This window comes from Streptomyces sp. NPDC050617 (assembly GCF_040654795.1).
GTDB lineage: Bacteria > Actinomycetota > Actinomycetes > Streptomycetales > Streptomycetaceae > Streptomyces.
On record NZ_JBFAIS010000033.1, the window covers coordinates 70695 to 87347 of the forward strand.

Annotated in this window: 13 protein-coding genes; 8 read left to right on the forward strand and 5 right to left on the reverse strand. The window is 73.1% G+C overall.

Annotation, left to right across the window (positions count from 1 at the left end; genetic code table 11):
• Nucleotides 1–185: 185 nt before the first annotated feature.
• From AB0I49_RS32700 to AB0I49_RS32710, 3 genes are all read left to right on the forward strand, one after another.
• The gene (locus AB0I49_RS32700) at nt 186–1586 is read left to right on the forward strand and encodes an NADP-dependent succinic semialdehyde dehydrogenase (protein WP_363230796.1); all 1401 of its coding nucleotides are present in this window, start codon (nt 186–188) and stop codon (nt 1584–1586) included.
• 142 nt (nt 1587–1728) lie between these two features.
• Nucleotides 1729–2175, forward strand: coding sequence for a hypothetical protein (locus AB0I49_RS32705; protein ID WP_363230797.1), 447 nt, complete (start codon nt 1729–1731; stop codon nt 2173–2175).
• Nucleotides 2176–2253: 78 nt separating this feature from the next.
• A complete protein-coding gene (locus AB0I49_RS32710) occupies nt 2254–3366 on the forward strand; it encodes a hypothetical protein (RefSeq protein ID WP_363230798.1) in 1113 nt (370 codons plus the stop codon).
• A 174-nt stretch (nt 3367–3540) separates the two neighbouring features.
• Here the strand turns inward: AB0I49_RS32710 and AB0I49_RS32715 are convergent, their stop codons facing one another.
• Both AB0I49_RS32715 and AB0I49_RS32720 read right to left on the reverse strand, forming a co-directional pair.
• Nucleotides 3541–3939, reverse strand: a complete 399-nt coding sequence (locus tag AB0I49_RS32715; protein WP_363230799.1) for a nitroreductase/quinone reductase family protein — start codon at nt 3937–3939, stop codon at nt 3541–3543.
• Between the two features lie 14 nt (nt 3940–3953).
• On the reverse strand, nt 3954–5315 hold the full coding sequence (locus AB0I49_RS32720; protein ID WP_363132796.1) for a glutamine synthetase family protein: 1362 nt from the start codon (nt 5313–5315) through the stop codon (nt 3954–3956).
• Nucleotides 5316–5518: 203 nt separating this feature from the next.
• Between AB0I49_RS32720 and AB0I49_RS32725 the strand changes: the two genes are divergently transcribed.
• On the forward strand, nt 5519–7501 hold the full coding sequence (locus tag AB0I49_RS32725; protein ID WP_363230800.1) for a collagenase: 1983 nt from the start codon (nt 5519–5521) through the stop codon (nt 7499–7501).
• A 96-nt stretch (nt 7502–7597) separates the two neighbouring features.
• Nucleotides 7598–8389 (forward strand): FCD domain-containing protein, encoded by a 792-nt coding sequence (locus AB0I49_RS32730; protein WP_363230802.1) that lies wholly within the window; start codon nt 7598–7600, stop codon nt 8387–8389.
• A gap of 76 nt (nt 8390–8465) precedes the next feature.
• On the opposite strand, the gene AB0I49_RS32735 is transcribed toward AB0I49_RS32730, so the two are convergent.
• A complete protein-coding gene (locus AB0I49_RS32735) occupies nt 8466–9545 on the reverse strand; it encodes a PP2C family protein-serine/threonine phosphatase (RefSeq protein WP_363230803.1) in 1080 nt (359 codons plus the stop codon).
• 258 nt (nt 9546–9803) lie between these two features.
• Between AB0I49_RS32735 and AB0I49_RS32740 the strand changes: the two genes are divergently transcribed.
• The gene (locus AB0I49_RS32740; protein WP_363230804.1) at nt 9804–12014 is read left to right on the forward strand and encodes an AAA family ATPase; all 2211 of its coding nucleotides are present in this window, start codon (nt 9804–9806) and stop codon (nt 12012–12014) included.
• Nucleotides 12015–12477: 463 nt separating this feature from the next.
• Here the strand turns inward: AB0I49_RS32740 and AB0I49_RS32745 are convergent, their stop codons facing one another.
• Both AB0I49_RS32745 and AB0I49_RS32750 read right to left on the reverse strand, forming a co-directional pair.
• Complete coding sequence (locus tag AB0I49_RS32745) at nt 12478–13365, reverse strand: alpha/beta hydrolase (protein ID WP_363230805.1); 888 nt, start codon at nt 13363–13365, stop codon at nt 12478–12480.
• Between the two features lie 25 nt (nt 13366–13390).
• The gene (locus tag AB0I49_RS32750) at nt 13391–14032 is read right to left on the reverse strand and encodes a DUF998 domain-containing protein (protein WP_363230812.1); all 642 of its coding nucleotides are present in this window, start codon (nt 14030–14032) and stop codon (nt 13391–13393) included.
• Nucleotides 14033–14345: 313 nt separating this feature from the next.
• Between AB0I49_RS32750 and AB0I49_RS32755 the strand changes: the two genes are divergently transcribed.
• Together AB0I49_RS32755 and AB0I49_RS32760 are read left to right on the forward strand one after the other, a co-directional pair.
• Nucleotides 14346–14792 (forward strand): hypothetical protein, encoded by a 447-nt coding sequence (locus tag AB0I49_RS32755; protein WP_363230806.1) that lies wholly within the window; start codon nt 14346–14348, stop codon nt 14790–14792.
• 93 nt (nt 14793–14885) lie between these two features.
• Nucleotides 14886–16559 carry a multicopper oxidase family protein gene (locus tag AB0I49_RS32760; protein WP_363230807.1) on the forward strand — a complete coding sequence of 558 codons (1674 nt, stop codon included), beginning with the start codon at nt 14886–14888 and terminating at the stop codon, nt 16557–16559.
• Nucleotides 16560–16653 lie beyond the last annotated feature (94 nt).

The following is a 16653-nucleotide window of genomic DNA, read 5'->3' on the forward strand; positions in this document are numbered from 1 at the left end:
GCCTAATGGCGGCGGGCGGCCGGGTCGTGCGGGGGCACCGTACCCATACACCGTAAAACCCTGGTGAAGCCGGGGTGGCCGGGCGCGCCGTATTGCGCGGGGGCCGGGCCCGCTGCAAGGTCGAAGAGGCACAGCGGCGCAGACGACCAGCGCACGGCAAGCGAGGAGCGCACGGAAGGAAAGCCATGCCCATCGCGACGGTGAACCCCACGAACGGCGAGACGCTCAAGACGTTCGACGCACTGGGCCCGGAGGAGATCGAGCGACGGCTGGCCGCCGCCGACTCCGCGTTCCGTCAGTACCGCACCACGGGCTTCGCCGAGCGCGCCCGGCTGCTGGGCCGCGCCGCCGACCTGCTGGAGCAGGACGAGGCGGACATCGCCCGCACGATGACGACGGAGATGGGCAAGCCGGTCGGCGCGGCGCGCGCGGAGGCGGCGAAGTGCGTCAAGACGATGCGCTGGTACGCGGCGCACGCCGAGGGGCTGCTGGCGGACGAGCACCCCGCCGACGCGGACGTACGGGACTCCGGGGCCACCCACGCGCGCGTGCACTACCGGCCGCTGGGCGCGGTGCTCGCCGTGATGCCGTGGAACTTCCCGCTCTGGCAGGTCGTGCGGTTCGCCGCCCCCGCGCTGATGGCGGGGAACGTGGGCCTGCTCAAGCACGCCTCGAACGTGCCGCAGACCGCGCTGTATCTGGAGGACCTCTTCCGCCGCGCCGGGTTCCCTGCGGGCTGCTTCCAGACGCTGCTGGTGGGCTCCAGCGCGATCGAGGCGATCCTGCGCGACGGCCGGGTCGCCGCCGCCACGCTCACGGGCAGTGAGCCAGCCGGCCGCTCGGTCGCCTCGATCGCGGGCGACGAGATCAAGAAGACCGTCCTGGAGCTGGGCGGCAGCGATCCGTACGTGGTCATGCCGTCCGCCGACGTCGACCGCGCCGCGGCCACGGCGGTCACCGCCCGCGTCCAGAACAACGGCCAGTCCTGCATCGCCGCCAAGCGCTTCATCGTGCACGCCGACGTCTACGACCGCTTCGCGGAGCGCTTCACGGCGGGCATGCGGGCCCTGACCGTCGGCGACCCGCTGGAGGACACCACCGACGTCGGCCCCCTCTCCTCGGAACAGGGCCGCGCCGACCTGGAGGAGCTCGTGGACGACGCCGTACGCCACGGGGCGCGGGCCCTGTGCGGCGGCAGCCGCCCCAAGGACCTCCCGGACGGCTGGTTCTACGAGCCCACGGTCCTCTCCGAGATCACCACCAACATGCGCATCCACCGCGAGGAGGCGTTCGGCCCGGTCGCCACCCTCTACCGCGCCGCGAACCTGGACGAGGCGATCGACATCGCCAACGACACGCCCTTCGGCCTGAGTTCGAACGTCTGGACCCGCGACGCCGCGGAAGTAGACCGCTTCGTCCGCGACATCGAGGCCGGCGGCATCTTCTTCAACGGCATGACCGCCTCCCACCCCGCCTTCCCCTTCGGCGGCATCAAACGCTCCGGCTACGGCCGCGAGTTGGCGGGCCACGGCATCCGCGAGTTCTGCAACGCGACGACGGTGTGGCACGGGGCGGGCCCGAGCTGAGCACGCGCCACACGCCGTCCGCACCGCGCACCGGAGTGAGCAACTCCCTTTGTGCACATGCGATGTGAGTACATGTCAGGCTCGTGGGGCCGCTGATACGGTCGTGACGTGACGTGAGTTCACTTCCGTAAGGAGGCGCACGATGTCCACACCTTCGCCGGGGCCGACGCCGTCGCCCGGCGCCTCGCCGACTCCGGCGCCGCCCGGCAGCGCTCCGAGCGACCCGCGGCCGACCCCGTCCCCCTCCCCCGGCCCCTCGCCGCATCTCATGCCGCCCTGGGGGAGCCCGCCCGACCTGGAGGTCTCGCACACCTGGCTGGAGCACCGGGCGGCCGACTGCGACACCGCGACGGAGACGCTCTTCCACACCCTGGGACCGGCCGGTGAGGCGTTCGGCGCGCTGACCGCGGCGGCGCCCGGCTGGAGCTTCGTGCACAGCGTCGACGACATGAAGAAGCGCTGGGAGAAGCTCAACGGCCTCGTGCGCGGCAGGCTGGGCGAGGCGGCGGACAACTTCCGGTTGAGCGCGGGCGAGTACGCCCGTATCGACCACGACCGCGCGCGGGACTTCCGGCAGATCAAAGGCTGATCCCGGGGCGGACAAGCCCAGGAAGGCGGACCGGGAGGCGCGGGCCCGGAACGCGGATACGCAGACGGGGGGGACCGTATGATCACCGTTTCTCAGCTCGCCCAGCTCGATATCGACGCGCTCGAAACCTTCGCGGACGACTGGGCGGTCATCCACCGCAAGATCAAGACGGCGCGTACGGAATTCCACGACGACGTGGTACGAGCGCTGCGCCGCGACCACTGGCGCGGTGAGGGCGGGAAGGCCGCACAGCGCCACTGCGAGCGGATGGTGCTCGACCTCGACGCACTCGACGCGGAGGTGCGCGGCCTGCGCTCGTACATGGACGTGGAGGCCGACGGGAAACACGGCCGCGACGGACTCAAGGGGCACCAGCGCACCGTCGCCGAGCTGATCCAGCAGGCCCTGGACGCGGGCATGACGGTGAACGACACGGGTCAGGTCACCTGGACCGAGATGCGCGCCCCCGGACCGCTCTCGCCCGCCGAAAAGCGGCACGTCGAAGAGCGCGACGAGAAGGCCGCCGGCTTGGAGCGGAAGATCGAGGCGGAGCTGCGGGCCGCCACGGAGACGGACGCGCAGCTGGCCCGCGACCTCAAGGTCATCTTCGGTACGCCGGACAACTTCGAGACGGAGAGCCGGAAGCACGGCATCGACGGCGCGGGTCTCCACGACTGGTGGGTGTTCCAGCAACTGGAAGCGGTCGAAGCGGGCATGCGGACCATCGAGCACTGGGGGCACGCGTCCGAACTGCTCTCCCACTACCTGCACGGCGACGGCAAGTCGTACGAGGTCGACCCGGACACGATGCTCGACGATGTTCCGGCGTTCCGGCACGATGTCGACCGCACGCTGGACGGCGTGCGCAAGAAGCCGGACGGCACGTTCAGCACCCCGTGGACGACGACCGCGCCGAAGATCAAGGACGGGGGTTCCAGCATGGACTGGTACTACGCCCTCAACCACTTCCAGTACCGGACGGTCGGCGAGAAGCGGAACGGACACATCGCCTACCGCGTCGAAGTGAAGAAGCGGTACGACTGGGGCATACCCAGCGAGCACCGCCGCAACGTCTCCGGCGCGCACGGCCTGTTCAACTTCGAGCAGGCCGACATCGCCCGCCTCAACTCCACAGGACTGGCACGCGACTTCGACGTGCACGGCCGCTCGCGCGAGATGGCCGCCAAATGACCCGGCGCCGCCGACGGGCCGGCACCGCACCGGAACGGAGCTGACCGCACCGCATGCCCACCCCTCGAAAGGCGCGGATCGTCATCACCGTGCTGGCCCTCGTCGTCGGCGCGGTCGCCGTGTGGTTCTTCCTCGCCCTGGCGGCCGTGCTCCGGGACCCGCCGCATCCGTGAGTCAGCGGCCGTCCAGGTCGATCCGTACCGTCAGCAGGTTGGTGCCGAAGGCTCGGACCGCCGCGCTGTTGAAGCGCGGGAGGGTTCTGAGGCGCGCCCGTGGGTCGTCCTGCGGGAGGAGGTGGGCGGTCCCGGTGTGCCAGCGGCCCTTGAGGCGGACTCGGACGCGCGGGTCGGCCTGGATGTTGCGGACGTAGTTCGACTTCTCGCCGTATTCGGAGACGAGCCAGAACTCGTCGCCGGTGCGCCGGCCGCCGACCGGGGTGCGGCGGGGCAGGCCGGACGTGCGGCCCGTGGTCTCCAGGACGACCTGGCCCGGCAGCCGGGCGAGCAGCGGGTTGATCCGGCGCTGGACGGCGGTGATGGCCCGGAACTTGGTCTCGCGATGGCGCGTCGTCATGGGGCGGCCCTCCGTCACAGCACCGGCAGCATCTTGCGCAGTTCGAAGGCGGTGACCTCCGAGCGGTACTCCTCCCACTCCTGCTTCTTGTTGCGGAGGAAGAAGTCGAAGACGTGCTCGCCGAGGGTCTCGGCGACCAGTTCGCTGCGCTCCATCAGGTCGATGGCCTCGCCGAGGTTCTGGGGCAGCGGCTCGATGCCCATGGCGCGGCGTTCGGAGTCGGAGAGGGCCCAGACGTCGTCGTCGGCGCCGGCCGGGAGTTCGTAGCCCTCCTCGATGCCCTTGAGGCCGGCGGCCAGCAGGACGGCGTAGGTGAGGTAGGGGTTGGCGCCGGAGTCGATGGAGCGGACCTCGACGCGGGTGGAGCCGGTCTTGCCGGGCTTGTACATCGGTACGCGGATGAGCGCGGAGCGGTTGTTGTGGCCCCAGCAGATGTACGAGGGAGCTTCGCCGCCGGCGCCCGCGGTGCGGTTGGCGCCGCCCCAGATGCGCTTGTACGAGTTGACCCACTGGTTGGTGACGGCGGAGATCTCGGCGGCGTGCGTGAGCAGCCCCGCGATGAAGGAGCGGCCGACCTTGGAGAGCTGGAACTCCGCGCCGGACTCGTAGAACGCGTTGCGGTCGCCCTCGAAGAGGGAGAGGTGGGTGTGCATCCCGGAGCCGGGGTATTCGGAGAACGGCTTCGGCATGAAGGTGGCCTGCACGCCCTGCTCCAGCGCGACCTGCTTCATGACGAGGCGGAAGGTCATCACGTTGTCGGCGGTGGAGAGCGCGTCCGCGTACCGCAGGTCGATCTCCTGCTGGCCCGGCGCGCCCTCGTGGTGGCTGAACTCGACCGAGATGCCCATGGATTCGAGCATGGTGATGGCCTGGCGGCGGAAGTCCATGCCGACGTTCTGCGGGGTGTGGTCGAAGTAGCCGGAGGAGTCGGCGGGCACCGGGCGGGTGCCGTCCACCGGCTTGTTCTTGAGCAGGAAGAACTCGATCTCGGGGTGGGTGTAGAAGGTGAACCCGAGGTCGGAGGTCTTGGCGAGGATGCGCTTGAGGACGTAGCGCGGGTCCGCGTACGAGGGGGAGCCGTCCGGCATCAGGATGTCGCAGAACATCCGGGCGGTGCCCGGGGCCTCGGCGCGCCACGGCAGGATCTGGAACGTGCCGGGGTCCGGCTTGGCGATCATGTCGGATTCGTAGACCCGGGCGAACCCCTCGATGGCGGAGCCGTCGAAGCCGATCCCCTCGTCGAACGCCTGCTCCAGCTCGGCGGGGGCGACGGCCACGGATTTCAGGAAGCCGAGCACATCGGTGAACCACAGGCGGACGAACCGGATGTCGCGCTCCTCCAGCGTACGAAGCACGAACTCCTGCTGCTTATCCATAGTTCCCTATCCTCGCCGGTCAATCTGCCCGTTCACCAGTGCCGCGGCACCGCGGTGGCACACCAGTATCACTCCCTTGGGTGTCCGGCGCGTTTCACGGTTCGGCCCGGTGCCCGCCAACACCTTCCCAACTCCCAGTGCAGTGTGAAATTTTACATGGCACACACCCCACGTGTGCATGACAAGTCACTCGGAGGCAGCACATGCGACCCCGTACCGTGCACAGACGCCTCGGCCGCCTCGCGGCCCTGACCACCGCCCTCTGCCTGGGCGGCGGACTGCTCGCCGGGCCGGTCCAGGCGTCGGCCGGCCAGGAGACCGCCGATCAGGCGGTCGTCGGCCAGAGGGACGCCGGCCAGAGGGGCGACGGACCCCGTCCGTCGTCCGGACGCCCCCTCGCCCCCGCCGACCGCCCGCCCCTCACCGACCCCGCCGACGCCCGCTACCGCGAGCACACCCCCCGCTCCGCCCCCGTCCGCCACTCCCGCCCCTCCATGAAGGGCCTGTCCCCCGAGCGGCGGGCCGCCGCCTGCGACATCGCGGACTTCACGCGGAACACCGGCAGCGCCCTCATCGCCAAGATCAAGGGCGCCACCACCGACTGCGTCAACACCCTCTTCGCCCTCACCGGCGCCGACGCCCGCGGCGCCTTCCGCGAGGCGCAGATGACCACCGTCGCGTACGCCCTCCGGGACGGCTCCGCCTCCTACCCCGGCAACGGCTCCACCGGCCTGCCGCAGCTCGTGCTGTTCCTGCGCGCCGGGTATTACGTGCAGTGGTACCACTCCGGCGACACCGGCCCGTACGGTTCCGCCCTGCGGACCGCGATCCGCTCCGGGCTCGACGCGTTCTTCGCCGCGCCGCGCTCCCGCGACGTCACCGACGCCAACGGCGAGACGCTCGCCGAGGCCGTCACGCTGATCGACAGCGCCCAGGAGAACGCCCGCTACCTGTACGTCGTCGAGCGGCTGCTGAAGGGCTACGACAGCTCATACGACGCCTCCTGGTGGATGCTGAACGCCGTCAACAACGTCTACACCGTGCTCTTCCGCGGCCACCAGGTGCCCGCCTTCGTCACCGCCGTCGAGCGCGCCCCCGGCGTCCTGCGCACCCTCCACGACTTCGCCGCCGCCCACCTCGACCTCCTCGGCGGCAAGCAGAGCTACCTCGCCGCCAACGCCGGGCGCGAACTCGGCCGCTTCCTCCAGCACGCCTCGCTGCGCGAGCGGACCCGCCCGTACGCCGTGGACCTGCTGCGGCGCAGCGCCATCACCGGCCGCACCGCGCCGCTGTGGGTCGGCGTCGCCGAGATGGCCGACTACTACGACCGGGCGGACTGCGCCCAGTACGGCGTCTGCGACCTCCAGAAGCGGCTGACCGACGCGGTGCTCACCGTCCGGCACACCTGCGGCCCCAGCATCGCCGTCCGCGCCCAGCAGATGACCGCCGCCGAACTCGCCGCGACGTGCGCCAGCCTCAGCGGGCAGGACGCGTTCTTCCACGGCGTCGCCAAGGACAGCGGCCCGGTCGCCGACGACCGCAACACCACCATCGAGGTGACCGTCTTCGACTCCGCCGCCGACTACCAGACGTACGCCGGGGCCATCTACGGCATCGACACCAACAACGGCGGGATGTACCTGGAGGGCGACCCGGCGGCGGCCGGCAACCAGCCGCGGTTCATCGCCTACGAGGCCGACTGGCTGAGGCCCGACTTCGCGATCTGGAACCTCAACCACGAGTACACGCACTACCTCGACGGCCGCTTCGACATGTACGGGGACTTCAACGCCGGGGTCTCCACGCCCACCGTCTGGTGGATCGAGGGCTTCGCCGAGTACGTCTCGTACTCCTACCGGAAGGAGACGTACCGCGAGGCCGTCGCGGAGGCCGGGAAGCACACCTACAAGCTCAGCGCGGTGTTCGACACCGCGTACGGCGACGACACCACCCGCGTCTACCGGTGGGGCTATCTCGCCGTCCGCTATCTGCTGGAGAACCACCGCGCCGACATCGACGCGGTCCTCGCCGCCTATCGGAAGGGCGACTGGCAGGCCGCCCGACGCCATCTGACCGAGACCATCGGCACCCGCTACGACGCCGACTGGGACCGGTGGCTCACCGCCTGCGCGGCGGGCGGCTGCGGTACGAGCACGGGGGCGGCGGCAGCCCGGTCGCTCCGCTGACCTCCGGCTCCGCCGCCCCGGCCGTCCTGGGCATCGGTGCGCGTGTGATAGGTGAAAGTTATAATCACCGGGCCGAGCTCAGGACGGAGGGCCGCTGTGGGTGATCTGCGGCAGCGAAGCCCGATCCTCGTCCAGGAGCGGCTGCGCGACCAGGTGGCGAACGCCCTGCGCGCCGCGATGACCGCCGGCGAACTCCGCGTCGGCGCCGTCTACTCCGCCCCCGTCCTCGCCGCCGAGCTGGGCGTCTCCCCCACGCCCGTACGCGAGGCGATGCTCGCGCTCGCCCGCGAGGGCCTGGTCGAGCCCGTACGGAACAAGGGCTTCCGGGTCACCGAGATGTCCGAGCGGGACCTGGACGAGTACACGGAGATCCGCGCGCTGATCGAGGTGCCGACCGTCGGGCAGATCGCCCGCACCGTGCCCGCCGGGGAACTGGAGGCGCTGCGCCCCCTCGCGCGGGAGATCGTGACGGCGGCGGCCCGGCACGACCTGATCGGCTACCTCGACGCCGACCGCCGCTTCCACCTGCGGCTGCTCGCCCTCGCGGGCAACGACCGGCTCGTGGAGGTCGTCGGCGAACTGCGCAAGCGCGCCCGCCTCTACGGACTCACCGGGCTCGACCGCAGCGGCGAGCTGGTCGCCTCCGCCGAGGAGCACCTCGAACTCCTCGACCTGCTGATCGGCGGCGACGCGCCGGGGGCGGAGGCGTGTATGCGCCGCCATCTGGGGCATGTGCGCTCCTTGTGGTCGGCGGGCCGCGCGGGATCGGACCCGGAGCCCGCCTCCGCGCCCGGCCCGGAGTCCGTCTCCGCGCCCACCGCTGAGCCTGTGCCCGCCCCCGACCCGGAGCCCGTGCCCGCGCCCGTATCCGCGTCGGACGGGGGCTGAGACAGCGGCGAGCCGGGCCGGGCTTCGGACTCCGCGAGGCCCCGCGACCCGCCCGGCCCACTCTCCCCCGGACCGGTCAGGAGATCGGCGCGAGGGCCGTCGCGTTGGCCGACTGGCAGAGGATCAGGGCGAGGTCGTCGGTCGGCGGGCCGCCCGTGTGGGCGGTGACCATGCCGTGCAGGACGTCGAGCGCGTCGGCGGGCGAGGGCTCGGACAGCGCCTCGCCGACCCGTTCGAGCAGGGCGAAGTCCGTGCCGTCGGCGGCGCGGGCCTCGCTCAGGCCGTCGGTGTAGAACAGCAGCCGGTCGTCGCTCTGCAGATAGACGCGGTGCTGCCGGGGCGTGGGGTGCAGGCCCAGGGGGAGCGCGGGCTCCGGGGGCTCCAGGAGTCTGACGCGCTTCCCCACGCGTACGGGCGGCGGGTGGCCGCAGTTGACGAGGCGCACCTCGCCGGGGGCGAACTCGGCGAGGACGGCGGTGACGAAGTCCTCCGGGCCCAGGCCCGGGGAGAGCCGGGCGTCCATGGCGGTGGCCAGGTCGGCGAGGCCGGGGGTGAGGTAGGCCAGGTCCCGGAAGGCCCGGATGGCCGCCGCGGTGGTTCCCAGGGCGGCCAGGCTGTGGCCGCGTACGTCCCCGATCAGCAGGCGTACGCCGAACGGGGTGTGCGCGATGTCGTACAGGTCTCCGCCCACCGAGGCCCCCGGTACGGGACAGTGGTGGCGGGTGCAGACGTCGACGCCGCCCAGCCGCGCGGAGACCGGGCGGAGGATCGCCTGCTGGGACTCGCGGGCCACCCGCTCGGCACGCGCCAGCGCGTGCTCCGCGGCGGTGCGCCGCCCGGCGCTGTGGACGGCGAGCGCGCTGCCCGCCAGCAGTATCAGGAATTCCACCGCGAAGCCCGGTGTCGTCGCGCGCTGCCGCGCGGTCCCGGCCGCGAGTGCGAGCAGCAGCGACCAGGCGGCGACGGCCGCGGTGCGCCGCGTGTCCAGGTGGACGCAGGCCAGCAGGGGGCCGATGAGCAGCGCGAGGACTCCGGGGTACCAGGAGCCGGTCAGGAAACCGGGCGCGGCGAGGAGGGCGCTCGCCGCCAGCGCCGGGGCGGGCCGGTTACCGCCGTGCCACCCGCGCGCCTTGGACCACCACCTGTCGACAGCCATGAACGGCCCCCTGTCTTCTTCTGCGCGCTGCGACGGCGGGTGGCCACTATGTCGCACCGTGTTCGTGACCACGCCCGGTTGATCGAATCGGGGCGGGAGATGGCCGGGAGTGTCGTGATGGTGTGGTCATGTGAGCATCCGGCCGGTCGAAGCGGGCAGCTCATGGCATTCGGAGGCGGGGGCGGAACGGCCGCGGGAGACTTCGCGCACCGGCGGACAGCCGCCGGAACACACGGTGCGTGCGGGAGGGGCGGGGCCATGGGGGATGCCGAGCAGGGCCGAAGGAGCGGGGGAAGCCGGAGCAAGGGCAACCTGCCTCCCGAGGCGACGAGTTTCGTCGGGCGCGGGAGCGAACTGAGCACGTTGACGAACCTCGTGACCGCTGCCGACGGCCGGCTGGTGACGCTGACCGGGCTGGGCGGCGTGGGCAAGAGCCGGCTGGCCAGGCGCGCCGCGGCCGAGGCGCGGCCCGCCTTCCCCGACGGGGTGTGGCTGGTCGAGCTCTCCCCGCTCACGGAGGCGGAGCCGCTCGCGCTCGCCGTCTACGAGGCGCTCCGGCTGGCCGACCAGTCCACCCGGCCCGCGGCCGAGGTCGTCGCCGAATGGCTGGCGGACAAGCGGCTGCTGCTGATCCTGGACTGCTGCGAACACCTCGCCGCCGCCTGCGCGGACATGGCGGAGGCGCTGCTGGCCGCGGGCCCCGGAGTGCGCGTCCTGGCCACCAGCCGCAGCCCGCTGCGGGCGCGGGGCGAGCGGGTGGTGCCGGTGTCCCCTCTCCCGGTATCCCCACTGCCTTCGGCGTCCGCGCTTTCGGCCGCTGACCGGACGTACGGCGGCCAGGGGGCGCCGCCCGCCGACGCGGCGGTGCTGTTCGCCGAGCGCGCCGCCGAGGCCGCCCCCGGGCTCGTGCTCACGGAACGGGACGGCCCGGCCGTCGGCGAGATCTGCGCGCGCCTGGAGGGCATCCCCCTGGCCATCGAGCTCGCGGCGGCCCGGCTGCCCGAGATGCCGCTGGACGAGCTGCGCCGCCGCCTGCACGCCCCCTTCGAGCTGCTGACCATGAAGGGCGACGGCCGCGGTACGTACGGCCGGTACGGGGAGGGCGAGACGCGCCACCAGACGCTGCGCACCACGATCGGCTGGAGCCACGAGCTGTGCACCGCGCCGGAGCGGCTGCTGTGGGCGCGCCTGTCAGTGTTCGCCGGCGGCTTCGAGCAGGAGGCGGCGCAGTGGGTCTGCGCCGGCGGCCCGCTCGGCAGCCGGGAGGTGCCGGGCCTGCTCGACCGGCTCGTGGACCAGTCCGTACTCCGCCGCGCCGACACCCCCGCCTCCGGCTCCGCCCCGCTCGAAGCCCGTAAGCCCCGCTATTCGATGCTGGACACGATCCGGGAGTACGGCCAGGACTGGCTGGCCCGGACCGGCGGGGAGGAGCGGCTGCGCGAACGGCACCGGGACTACTACCGCTGGCTCGCCCGTACCGGCGAACGCGAGTGGGTCGGGCCCGGCCAGCTCATCTGGTACGAACGCCTCACCGCCGAACTCGCCAATCTGCGCGCGGCACTTGAGGGCTGCCTGGCCGACGCGGACCCGCTCCCCGCGCTGGAGATGGCGAGCGACCTGTGGTTCTTCTGGACCGGCTGCGGCTACCTGCGCGAGGGGCGCGGCTACCTCGAACGGGCCCTGGCCGAGGACCGCGCGGCGCCGGCCGGCCCGGAGCTGTTCCGGGCGCTGTGGGCCTGCGGCCATGTGGCCAATATGCAGGGCGACTTCGATGTCTCGGCCGCGCTGGAGAGCCGGTCCGCGCCGCTGGCCGAGCGGCTCGCCGACCCGGCGGCGGCCGGCGCCGTGCGCTACGTCCGGGGCACCCGGCTGGTGATGACGGGCCGCCCGGACCAGACCCTGGCCCTCTGCGGCCGAGAAGCCGCCACGCCTCCGGCCCACTCGCACGGCACCCCCCTGGCCGTCCGGCTGCTGACCCTCGGCATCACGTCGTTCGCCCACCTCCAGTCGGGTGAGATCCCGCAGGCGGCGGCGGTCGCCGAGGCGATGCGCGAGGAGAGCGAGGGCCACGGCGACGTGTGGATGCGCGCCTACGCCCTCTACTTCCAGGCCCTGGCCGCCCTGGCCGGCGGCGACCCGGCGGCGGCCGTCCGGCACGCCCGCGATTCGCTGGCCTGCAAGTGGCAGCTGCACGACACCTTCGGGGCCGCCGTCAGCCTCGATACGCTGGCGGCGTCCGTCGCCCCCACCGCCCCCGCCCAGGCCGCCCGCCTCCTCGGCGCCGCCGACCAGCTCTGGCACTCCATCGGCCGCGACCGCGCCGCCGTGAAGGAGTTCCTCGCCACCCGCCACACCTGCGAACACACCCTCCGCGAAACCGTCGGCGACGCCCCCTACGAAACAGCCCACCGCGAGGGCCTGGAGACGAACATCGACGACGGCATCGCCCACGCGCTGACGGTGGCGTGAACACCATCCAGGAAGCGCCCCAAGGGGGCGCGGGGAACTGCGCGAGCAACCACAACACACCCGCAGACAACACCCGGCACGGCCAGGCAGAGCCCCAAAGGGGCGCGGGGAACTGCGCGAGCAGCCACGACGCACCCGCGGACGAGATCCGACACAGTCGAGCAAGACCTAGGGGCGCGGGGAACCGCGCGACCAGCCACAACACACCCGCAGACGACACCCGGCACGGCCAGGCAGAGCCCCAAAGGGGCGCGAGGAACTGCGCGACCAGCCACGACGCACCCGCGGACGAGATCCCACGCAGTCGGGCAGGACCTGGGGGCGCGAGGAACTGCGCGAGCAACCACCACCGCACCCGCAGGCGAGATCCGACACAGTCGGCCAAGACCCAGGGGCGCGAGGAACCGCGCGAGCGACCACCACCGCAGCCGCAGCTGACGCACCGGACTTGGGCAGGGCGCCCCTAGCCCTTGGCCTGGGACGCATCGGACTCCCTGGCCGGCGAGACCGCCAACACGGCATCCGCCACCGCCTGCGGCCGGTCCAGCATCAGCAGATGACCGGCGGGGGCGACAGCTTCGAAACGGGCGTCGAGCCGCTCGGCGAGCCGCCGTTGCCGGTCCAGCCAGCGGCGTTCGAACCAGGAGCCGTTCCCGTGCGACGCCGCCAGGACCGCCACGGGCACCGGCGGCAGCGGATAGTCCTCGCGCAGGACGGCCAGTTCGGCGGCGACGTCCAGATAGCGGGCGTTCTCCAGGAGGACGGCCCGGGCGACGCGCCCGCTTCCGTAGCAGCGGCGCAGCAGTTCGTCGGGGGCCGGGTCCGTGCGGCGCAGGGAGGTGGCGCGTACGGTCAGCCGGCGCAGCGTCGGGCCCAGCGCGCGCGGCAGCCCGACGGCGGTGACGGCCCGGCCGCGGGCCCTGGCCGCGGCGGTGCGCAGGTCGCGGGCGGGGCCGGGGCTCGGGTTCTCCTCGACGCTGCCGTCGACCAGGACGACCCCGTCGGTGCGCTCGGGGTGCAGCCGGGCGAACGCCTCGGCGTGGAAGGCGGCGAGGGAGTGCCCGACCACCGTCGCCGGCCCCGGCAGTCCGAGCGCGTCGAGCACGCCGGCGATGCGGTCGGCCTCGCCCGCGGCGCTCGGCGGCTCCGGCGAGGGCGCGCTGAACCCGAGGCCGGGCCGGTCGAAGCGGACCACGGTGCGGTGCTCGGCGAGCAGCGGCACCACGGGGTCCCAGTCGAACCAGCCCATGCCGAGCCCGCCGCTGAGCACGCAGACCGGCCCGGCGCCCTCGCTCAGCACATGCAGGGTCACCCCCGCGACACGCACCATCCGCCCGGGTGGCTGCTCCATGGTCTCCCCCTCCGTCCGCCCGTACTCAGTCATCGTTCCCACGGGCGACGTGCACGCATAGCACCGCCAGCCAGAGCGCGACCAGCAGCACCTGCGCCCGCTGTCCGGCCCCCAGCAGCCATGTTCCCTTGCCCGCTTCGAAAGCGGCCACCGCGACCAGGGTCCAGGCTGTGGCGGCCAGTTCGGCCGCCGCCAGCGGCGGGCCGAGGCGCGCGAGCGGCATGCCATGACCGTACCTGCGCGCTGCCGCGGTCAGCGCCACGACCCCCACCAGCGCGCCGGTCATCGCCAGGCTGCTGCTGATGGCGTGCGCCGTGTGGGTGGCCGGCACGAGCCCGGCGGTCTCGCGGGCCGCGCACTCCGGGTCGACGGTCGGCGCGCAGCTGAGCGGCAGCCGTGAGTCGGCCGCGGTGGCCGCGCCGAACAGCAGCAGCCCGGCCCAGCCCGCCGTCGACCAGGGCCGGCGTTCGAAGACGGTCAGCGCGGTGGCGGCGGCGAGGAGGACGGCGACCCCGGCGACCAGGTCGGTGGCGCGGAAGAGCCCGCCGAGCGGCTGGTCGGCGGCGGCCAGCTCGCTGACGTACGTACGGACCGGGTCGAGGCCGGTGGCGATGAGGACTTCGAGCACCCAGGCCGTGTACGCGACCGCGCCGAACAGCAGCAGCACGGCCACGGTGCGGGCGCGCGGTCGCGGCGTCGTACGGGCCGCCGTCGCAGGGCCGCGCCGGGTGCGGGGGCGTACGGGCTCGTCCACGGCACCGGCCTAGTCGAGCGTCACGGCGGGGCGTACGGAGGAACGAGTCCGGGTCCGGGGCTCTCCCGTGCTGGTCATGCGGTCCCTTTCGGCTGGCCGGAACGTCCCTTCTCATGATCCGGCCTCGCCCGCCCGCCTGCCCGCCCGCACCCGCGCCGGGCAACCGCCCGCGTTCCGCCATACCCCTTGGGGGTAAGGTGCCAAGGGTCGCGTCGGAGGGATCGGGATGTACGGACAGCGAGGGGCCGCCGCCTGGTGCGGGCGCCTGCTGCTGTTCGCGGCCCTGCTGCTGGGCATCGTCACGATGCACACCCTGGGCCACCCCGCCGAGCGCGCGGCCGGGCCCCACCACGGCTCCGTCATCGCGGGCGACAGCGCCGGCGGACACGGAAACCCGCACATGGCCATGGGAGAAGGCGGCCCCGCGGCGGACTCCCCCGCCATCGCCCCCGCCGCCGTCCCGGCACACGGCGGCATGGACCCCATGTCCGTATGTCTCGCCGTGCTCGGCGTCTGGATCATCGGCCTCCTCGTCGGCCTGGCCGCGCGCGACCGCCGGGCCCACGGCGCGGCGGTCGCCGCACCGCGCTCGCGGCTGCCGGGAGCGCTGTGGCCCATCCCGCCGCCACCGCGCCGCAAAGCCCTCGCCCGGTTGTCGGTGCTGCGCGTGTAGGAGCGCGCGCCCGGCCGCTTCCGCATGTCCGGAACGGCCCGCGCGCCACCCGCACACCACCGACACCCGACACCACACGAGGTGCATTCAGTCATGCGCACACCCACGCGCCGCGCCGTCCTCGGCGCGGGAATCGCCGCCGCCGGAAGCGGCCTGCTCGCCGCCTGCTCGGACTCCGGCGGATCCAGCGACAACCCCGGCGATGCCAAGGGCACAGACCGCTCCGGCCCGCCCAAGGGGTACGTCTCGCCCGACGGCGAGGAGGTCGCCGCCGCGGAGGCCGCGCGCGGCTCCGGGCCCGTACGGAAGGTCAAGCTCACCGCGACCGCGGCCCGGCTCGACCTCGGCGGCCGTACGGTCGCGACCTGGGCCTACGGCGATCAGCTGCCCGGCCGGGAGATCCGCGTCACCGCGGGCGACACGCTCGCCGTGACCGTCGCCAACCATCTGCCGCGGTCCACCTCCATGCACTGGCACGGGCTCGCGCTCCGCAACGACATGGACGGCGTCCCCGACCTCACCCAGCGGCCGATCAAGGCGGGCGCGACCTTCGACTACCGCTTCGCGGTGGAGCACCCCGGCACGTACTGGTTCCACCCGCACTCCGGCGTGCAGCAGGACCGGGGGCTGTACGCGCCGCTGATCGTGGAGGACCCGAAGGAGCCGCTGAAGTACGACAAGGAGTGGGTCGTCGTCCTGGACGACTGGGTCGACGGCGTGGACGGCAGCACCCCGGACGCGGTCCTCGCCGAGCTGCGCAAGGGCATGGGCGGCATGGACCACGGCGACGAAGGCATGGACCACGGCGGGGGCATGGACCACAGCGGCCACAGCATGTCGGGGATGTCCGGGATGACGTACGAGAAGGCCCCCGCGGGCTCCCCCTCCCCCGCGGGCTCCCCCTCCCCCGCCCCCTCCGGCCCGTCCCGCATGCTGATGGGCGCGACCAGCGACCTCCTCGGCGGCGACGCCGGTGACGTCGCCTACCCCCTCCACCTCGTCAACGGCCGCTCCCCCGACGACCCGCAGACCTTCCGCGCCGAGCCCGGCGACCGCGTCCGTATCCGCTTCATCAACGCCGGCGGCGACACGGCCTACCGCGTCTGCCTCGGCGGGCACCGGATGACCGTCACCCACACCGACGGCTACCCCGTCGAGCACGCCGAGACCGACGCGCTGCTTCTCGGCATGGGCGAGCGGTACGACGTGCTGGTCACGGCCGGGGACGGCGTCTTCCCGCTGACCGCGCTCGCCGAGGGCAAGAAGGCGTCGGGACTGGCGCTGCTGCGCACCGGCGGCGGCGCGGCGCCGAAGAAGTCCGTACGCCCGAAGGAACTGGACGGGAAGCTGCTCACCGCCGGGCAGTTGAAGGCCGACGCGAGCGTACGCCTGCGATCGGGCAGGACCGGCGAGGGCGACCGGCCCGACCGTACGATCACGATGCGGCTCACCGGCTCGATGGCGAAGTACGACTGGGCGGTCAACGGCAGGCGGTACGACCCGGATCAGCGCTATCCGGTGCGGGCGGGTGAGCGCGTACGGCTCTCCTTCGTCAACGCCACCACGATGTGGCACCCGATGCACCTGCACGGCCATACCTTCGCCCTGCCGGGCGGCGGGCCGCGCAAGGACACCGCGATCGTGCTGCCGGGCAAGCGCCTTAACGTCGATTTCGACGCGCGGAATCCGGGGCTGTGGATGCTGCACTGCCACAACGTCTACCACGCGGAGTCCGGGATGATGACGGTCCTCGGCTACCGGAAGTAGGGGACGGGGAGGGGCCCGCGCCGGGGGTTGGGGGGGGGGCCCCCCCCCCCGTGCGCGGGGGGGGGGGGGAGGTTGGCAGCGGGCCCAGGGTGGC